At 34.3% G+C, this 6,538-nt stretch carries 6 protein-coding genes; 5 read left to right on the top strand and 1 reads right to left on the bottom strand.

From position 1 onward, the window contains the following. Nucleotides 1–804 precede the first annotated feature (804 nt). Entirely contained in the window at nucleotides 805–1,731 is a 927-nt protein-coding gene (locus tag HM981_RS10495) for a 1-phosphofructokinase family hexose kinase (protein WP_179338737.1), read from the bottom strand. Between the two features lie 466 nt (nucleotides 1,732–2,197). Here HM981_RS10495 and HM981_RS10490 point away from each other — a divergent pair, with 466 nt between their 5' ends. The 5 genes from HM981_RS10490 (at nucleotide 2,198) to HM981_RS10470 (ending at nucleotide 6,377) form a co-directional block, all read left to right on the top strand. After that, nucleotides 2,198–2,857: a Crp/Fnr family transcriptional regulator gene (locus HM981_RS10490; protein ID WP_179338736.1), complete on the top strand. Its 660-nt coding sequence runs from the start codon at nucleotides 2,198–2,200 to the stop codon at nucleotides 2,855–2,857. An 82-nt stretch (nucleotides 2,858–2,939) separates the two neighbouring features. Further along, nucleotides 2,940–3,503 (top strand): TetR/AcrR family transcriptional regulator, encoded by a 564-nt coding sequence (locus tag HM981_RS10485; RefSeq protein WP_179338735.1) that lies wholly within the window; start codon nucleotides 2,940–2,942, stop codon nucleotides 3,501–3,503. An 84-nt stretch (nucleotides 3,504–3,587) separates the two neighbouring features. Further along, a complete protein-coding gene (locus HM981_RS10480; RefSeq protein ID WP_179338734.1) occupies nucleotides 3,588–4,067 on the top strand; it encodes a DUF2062 domain-containing protein in 480 nt (159 codons plus the stop codon). Beyond that, a complete protein-coding gene (locus HM981_RS10475; protein ID WP_179338733.1) occupies nucleotides 4,064–4,729 on the top strand; it encodes a DUF6796 family protein in 666 nt (221 codons plus the stop codon). The genes HM981_RS10480 and HM981_RS10475 overlap by 4 nt, the downstream gene beginning before the upstream one ends. Beyond that, a complete protein-coding gene (locus HM981_RS10470; RefSeq protein WP_179338732.1) occupies nucleotides 4,722–6,377 on the top strand; it encodes an FG-GAP repeat domain-containing protein in 1,656 nt (551 codons plus the stop codon). Before HM981_RS10475 ends, HM981_RS10470 begins: the two co-directional genes overlap by 8 nt. Nucleotides 6,378–6,538: the final 161 nt, after the last annotated feature.

The following is a 6,538-nucleotide window of genomic DNA, read 5'->3' as shown; positions in this document are numbered from 1 at the left end:
CGCAGGAATGACAGATTTTCATTGGTAATACTATTTTCATTAATACTTCTAACATTGCAATTTAAAAATGCTATTTATTTCGTTCTCGATACATCCCGATTGAAAATGGTCGGGACACTCGAACTGACGTCAGCGGTTTTGAGGTGTTTGTTAGATTGCCTATTGTTTTGTGAGGTTCTCGATACATCCCGACAAAAGGGTCGGGACACTCGAACTGACATCAGTGGTTTCAATTTGATTTAGTGGATTCCTGCCTTCGCAGGAATGACAGATTTTCATTCGTAATACTATTTTCATTAATACTTCCAACCTTGCAATTCAAAAATGCTATTTATTTGGTTCTCGATACGTCCTGACGAAAAATGATCGGGACACTCGAACTGACATCAGTGGTTTTGATGTGTTTATTATTGGTTTCTATTTGATTTAGTGGATTCCTGCCTTCGCAGGAATGACAGATTTTCATTGGTAATACTATTTTCATTAACACTTCTAACATTGCAATTTAAAAATGCTATTTATTTGGTTCTCGATACATCCCGACGAAATGGTCGGGACACTTGAACTGACGTCAACGGTTTTGAAGTGTTTGTTATTGGTTTTAATTTGATTTAGTGGATTCCTGCCTTCGCAGGAATGACAGATTTTCATTCGTAATACTATTTTCATTAACACCTTTAACATTGCAATTCAAAAATGCTATTTATCTGGTACTCGATACATTCTTACGAAAAATGATTGGGACACTCGAACTGACATCAGTGGTTTTGAAGTTTATAGATGAGATCTATATCTTATATGACATTACTCTTCTAGCAAGTCTACCATCTTTTGTATATTTTCTTTGGATGCTAAATTGGTGCCGCCTGTCATGGTGGTTGCAACACCGCAGATAACACCCCATTTTAGAATGTTGGCAGGAGATAAGTTTTGTGTTATGGCATAAATTAAGCCCGCTACCATACTGTCACCAGCACCAATGGTACTCTTTACTTTTACGGAAGGTGTATTTTGGTATACGATACCGTTTGCTGAGGCTAAAAAAGCACCACGAGCACCTAAGGATACCACTACATATTGTGCCTGTTTGTTATGGATGAGTTGCATGGCAAATGCCTCTTGTTCGGTTTTTGTTAAAAAGTCTTTGCCTGCTAATTGGGCGAGTTCCCCTTGGTTGGGTTTCATTAGAAATACCGGTTTTTGGAGGCTTGCTTTTAAAGCTTCGCCAGAGGTATCTACGATGATTTTAACGTTTTTGGCGGTGAGGCTATCTATGAGTTGGATGTAAAAGTTTGGTGCCATGGTATCTGGAACGCTACCACTCATAATAAGTATAGTGTCTTCTGTAACTAACTTATTTATAGTGCTTTTAAGGGTTTCTGCTTCAGTAGTACTTAAGCCTTGTCCTGGCATTCCGAAACGGTATTGTAATTCGGTTTTTGCATCTACAACGGCTAGGTTTTCACGTGTCCACGCTTCTACAGGTATTGGTGTGATGTTAAGTTGTTCTTCTTCTAATAAGCGTTTTAAGGTTTGGCCTGTATCGCCACCGCAGGTAAACATACAGTTGTTTTTAACCCCTAAAGTATGCAGTACTCTTGAAATATTCACTCCGCCTCCACCCGCTTGAAATTCGATAGCGTGGCATTTTAGTTTTTGCTCAGGGACTAAATGGTTTATGGTGGCGCTTTTGTCTAATGCTGGATTTATGGTGAGGGTAATGATGTTCATGGCTGTGGTATGTTGGTTTTTAGTTTATGCTTTTTTAATATGGTATCTCGATAGCTCCCGACGTGAAAGTTTTGAATTCTTGCACTGATGGTTGTTGTTTTTATAAATCGATGGTGCCTTTGTGAAAGGTAATACTTTTTTATGATAGATTGCCCACTGTCTGGCAACCCTTTGCGCATTATTTAGCATCTCCTTAGTACGCATAACGTTCATTTCATCTTTGCGATTATAGATAGGATACCCGCTGGATTGCCTTTACATATCGTCTTATATTTTATTTTGAAAGGAACTTTAATAGTTCTCGACGAACTTAAAATCAATCTATTAACTACTCAATGAAACTCACCAAATTTTTAAGCAAGTTAATTATGTAGACTTGTCGCCCAAAGTAACTATTGAAAATTTAGCAGTATTATTGAATTGTTAAATGCCATACCTTTGACCTCTAATTATTACGATACTATACTTGAAAGCAATAACAAAATATTGGTTTTTAGAAGGCTTTAACCTTTTTAAAAAACTTGGAATGCTCAATATGATGAAGATCTGTGAGATTCTAGAGATGGATAATATTGAAAAAGGACAAGCTATTGAACTTAATGATACCCATAAAAACAGTGTTTTCTTTCTTAAAAAGGGTAGCGTAAAAATTGTAAACACTACCAATGGCACGGTAAAGTATGTTGTAAAACGCGGTAATATCTTTGGAGAGCTTGCACTTTACAACAAAGAAGCGGCAACCGAAGAAGTTGCCTATGCCTTAGAAGATTGTATTATCTGTTACATAGCATCTGAACAGATGGAAGACTTGATGGAACAACATAAGTCTTTAAAGAATGGTGTACTTAAAATTTATGGCTTACGTATTCAAAAATTAGAACGTAGACTTCATGATTTATTATATAAAGATAGTACCACCAGAATTAAGGAATTTATTACTGATTATTTAGAAGAATTTGGTGAAATAAACGAAAAAGGAACGTCTACAGCTAAAAATTTGCTGTCGCATAAAGAAATAGCCAACCTTACTAATACTTCTAGACAAACGGTTAGTAATGTGTTAAGTACCATGAGAAAAGAAGGCGTTATAGATTATAATGTTCAGTTTATTTCGGATACAAAATAGATGATTGTTAAATTATTTAATTATTTTACGCCCTAATTTTGAAATAACTAACTGCGTAGTTAGAATCATTTTATAACCAAAAATGTCAAGAAAAAAAGAATATATAGAAGAAGATGTGGTAGAAAAAGCCATGCATTTGTTTTGGGTAAAAGGCTATGAACATACCTCATTGCAAATGCTTGAAAAACAAATGGGTATTAATAAATTTTCTATTTATTCGAGCTTTGGAAGTAAGAACGGCCTCTATGTAGAAAGCTTAAAACTCTATAGACACAAAGTAGGCACATTAATTAAAGACATAGAACGCTCTAATGATGCTGTTTTAGCTATAAAAGCCTATTTCTATAAGTTTTTACAACTGTCTGCAGGCAATGGCTTTGGTAAAGGTTGTTTTATTACTAATACATTAAATGAAATAGATGCCCAAGGAGATCTAAAGATTGTAGAACAAGTAGAACATTTTAGAAATGATTTAAGAGATGTGTTTTTTAATCAACTGATGCTTAAAAGTGGTAAAGAAAAGAAGGTTGCAGAAGCACAAGCCGACTATTTAATGATTTCTATGATTGGTTTATCATCGGCTTCTAAGGTGTGTATTAACAGCCAATTAGAAAACTATATAGAGAACATATTTAAGGGGCTCTAATTTTTTTGTCCACATTCTAACCGTACAGTTAGAATGGATGTAATTATTAAGAACAACTAAACGATTAAATTTTAATTAGAATAAATGAAATCTAAGCTTATTAAAATATGGAATAAATTTAAAGCACTACTGAAGCAAGGTTTAACACCTAAGCAGTTAGCTTTAAGTTTAGTGGTCTCAGCTTTGGTTTCTGTTTTTCCCATATATGGTATAAGCACCATAGCGTTAACTTGTATAGCGCTTCCGTTTAGACTCAACTTACCCATAATGATTGCCTTTAGTTATATTATAGAACCCTTAAAACTGTTAGTGCTAATTCCTTTTATAAACATAGGAGCTTCTGTATTTGGAACAGAACATACCCTACTCTCTTTTGACGCTATTAAAACAAGTTATAATACCAGTTTTTGGAGTACAGCAAGGCAACTGTCTTATGAGTTACTATGTGGCTCTGTAGGTTGGATACTCACTGCAATCCCTTTAGGCATAGTGCTTTATTTTATTTTGAAAGGAATTTTAACATATCTCGACCAACTCAAAACCAACCCATTAACTACTAAATGAAACTCACCAAATTTTTAGGCTATTTAGGTCTTGTCGCTTCCATCCTTGTAGGATTAGGCGAATACTTTTTGCATTATTCACCAGAGATTTTAGGTCATGCAGCGCATTACGATTTTTTTAAATATGTACCTCTCGAGCATCTTACCACTGGACATTTTTTAGCTGTTATTGGTTTGCCTTTTTATTTTGCAGGATACATACACATCTACAGAATGTTAAGACCTGGTAACGAAACATTAGCAAGACTAGTTTTAGCTATTGGTTTTATTGCTTTTGCCGTTGGTGGTATTTGGATAGGCTCGCGTGCTTCCATAGGTAATATTGTGCATTTAAAAGATGCCATGGATGCCTCAACGTACCAAAACCTATTAGACCATTATACTGATCATATGGAAATTTTGGTACAAGCGCTTCGTATCATTATTGCCGCACTTTCAATAGTGTTTGTAATTGCCATTTTAAAAGGTGGTACCAACTACAAAAAATGGATGGCTATTTTTAATCCCATTGTAATTTTACTCTTAGTTTTTTCAACCATGTTTTGGGCAAGAGATTTAGCAAAACATCTCGCACCAATTGCCATGAATGTCACACACTTTATACTTTTTACAGTATCACTATACCAACTTAATAAATACACTAAAAACAATCAAAATGCTTAAAAAAATTTTAAAAATCGTAGGAATATTAATCCTTTTACTAGTTGTACTAGTTCTTGGTTTTTTCTGGAGAGATTCCGTTTCAGATAAATATAACGTTACTATAGATGATGCTAAAATTCCTTTATTTGAGGAAATTACTCTAGATTTTAAACACCAATATAACGGAGACAAATCATTACCAATTGCACCATCTGCATTAATTGATATTAATAATGATAACGTAGATGAAGTCTTTTTTGGAGGAGGTATGTTTCAAGAAGATGCTATTTTCGCTTACCGAAACAATGCCTTTGTTGATATTTCTTCGGAAGTTAATTTACCTAAAAAAGGAAACGAATTAACCACTGTTGGTGTTGTCTCTGCCGATTTTGATAACAACGGATTTACAGATCTTCTTTTAGGAAGAGAAGATGGCTTAACCATCTATTATAACACAGATGGAAAATTCACCGCTAAAAAAATTGATACACCAATAAACGAAAAATCAACACCTGCAGGATTAACTGTTGGTGATATTGATAAGGATGGTGATTTAGATATTTTCATGGCTACTTATTTAAAAAAGGAGTTAATGGAAGGCCAAACCATTTTTGAAGATTACGATTATGGGTCTACAAGTGAATTGCTTCTAAATACAGGAAATGAAAATTTTGTAAGTATTACGAAAGAAGCAGGATTAGACTATGTACATAACACATTTCAAGGTGTATTAGTAGATATCGATAATGATTCTTGGTTAGATTTAGTTGTTGTACACGATACTGGTGAAGCGAGAACGTATAGAAATAATGGCGATTTAACCTATACAATGAAACCAAATCCATTAACCAAAAAATTTGCATACCCAATGGGATTAGCTGTTGGTGATTATAATAACGATGGTTTAGTAGATTTTATGTTTTCTAATACCGGAAGCACTTTACCTAGAATGTTAGCAAAAGGAGATATTAAAGATGCGTCTTTATTTAATGAAAAATGGATTCTATTTAAAAATGAAGGTGACTTTAAGTTTACAGATACCGCTGAAGAAACTAAAATAGCAGATTATGAATTTTCTTGGGGTTGTACTTTTGCTGATATGAATAACGATGGTTTACAAGATTTAATGGTTGCCGAAAACTATGTAGATTTTGCACCTAATAAACTCTTTAAACTACCTAGTCGTTTATTGATTCAGAAAGACGATGGCACCTTTGCACCAACCGAAGAAAAAAGTGGTGTTGTTAATCCACATTATGCGATAACGTCTTTAGTGAGCGATTTTAATCAAGATGGTTATTTGGATATGATTTGGGTAAATATTGATACGCCTTCATTAGCCTATATAAACAAAGGTGGAACCAACAACTATATACAAGTAGACTTAGGAGAATCTGTAAATGTACAAGGTGCAAAAGTTACCGTAACCACACCAACAAAAACTCTAACCGATTGGCTCGTTTCTGGCGAAGGTTTAGCGAGTGATCAAACCGCATTGCTTCAATTTGGATTAGGAGAAGAAACGACTGTTTCTAACCTAAAAATATGGTTAACAAACGATGAGGCAATTAGTATTGATAACCCAAAAATCAATAGTATCATTAGTTTGAAAGCTGAGCTTGAAAAACAAAAAGCACTTTTAGAGATCGCTGAAGACATTGAAGAGTAGAAATTAAACCAACATTGTCGCGCAAAGTAACTATTGAAAAAATAAAGCTTTCCCCAATTAACATAAGGCAGTAACTTGTCTCATAACCTGATTGTGATGAATTAACATGGTATCCATATTGTGTTAAGGGTGAATTACTTTGCTAAGTTTCAACTAAAATA

Source organism: Winogradskyella ludwigii, from assembly GCF_013403985.1.
GTDB classification, from domain to species: Bacteria; Bacteroidota; Bacteroidia; order Flavobacteriales; family Flavobacteriaceae; genus Winogradskyella; species Winogradskyella ludwigii.
The sequence above is the reverse complement of the archived record's forward strand: the minus strand, read 5'-3'. Positions and strand labels throughout refer to the sequence as shown.